This is a genomic window from Paraburkholderia sp. J7 (genome assembly GCF_905220155.1).
Taxonomy (GTDB): Bacteria; Pseudomonadota; Gammaproteobacteria; order Burkholderiales; family Burkholderiaceae; genus Paraburkholderia.
In genome coordinates this window covers 1-404 of record NZ_CAJMYZ010000112.1, presented here as the reverse complement: position 1 = coordinate 404, position 404 = coordinate 1, and the positions used below count along the sequence as shown (strand labels likewise).

Annotated in this window: 1 protein-coding gene; it reads left to right on the top strand. The window is 61.6% G+C overall.

Going from position 1 to position 404, the window contains the following annotated elements:
- Positions 1-404: cytochrome b (locus U5A58_RS40550; RefSeq protein WP_321965468.1), on the top strand; the 404-nt coding region annotated here is incomplete at both ends.

Below are 404 nucleotides of genomic sequence, written 5' to 3'. Positions count from 1 at the left end.
GCGCTGCTCGTGCTGGTGAACCAGATCATCACCGGCATTTTCCTCACCATGAACTACAAGCCCGATGCGACGCTCGCGTTCGCCTCGGTCGAGTACATCATGCGCGAGGTGCCGTGGGGCTGGCTCATCCGCTACATGCACTCCACGGGCGCTTCCATGTTCTTCGTGGTCGTGTATCTGCACATGTTCCGCGGGCTGCTTTACGGCTCGTACCGCAAGCCGCGCGAGCTGGTGTGGATCTTCGGCTGCGCGATCTTCCTGTGCCTGATGGCCGAGGCCTTCTTTGGCTACCTGCTGCCGTGGGGCCAGATGTCGTTCTGGGGCGCGCAGGTGATCGTGAACCTGTTCTCGGCGATTCCCTTCATCGGCCCGGATCTCTCGCTGTGGATTCGCGGCGATTACGT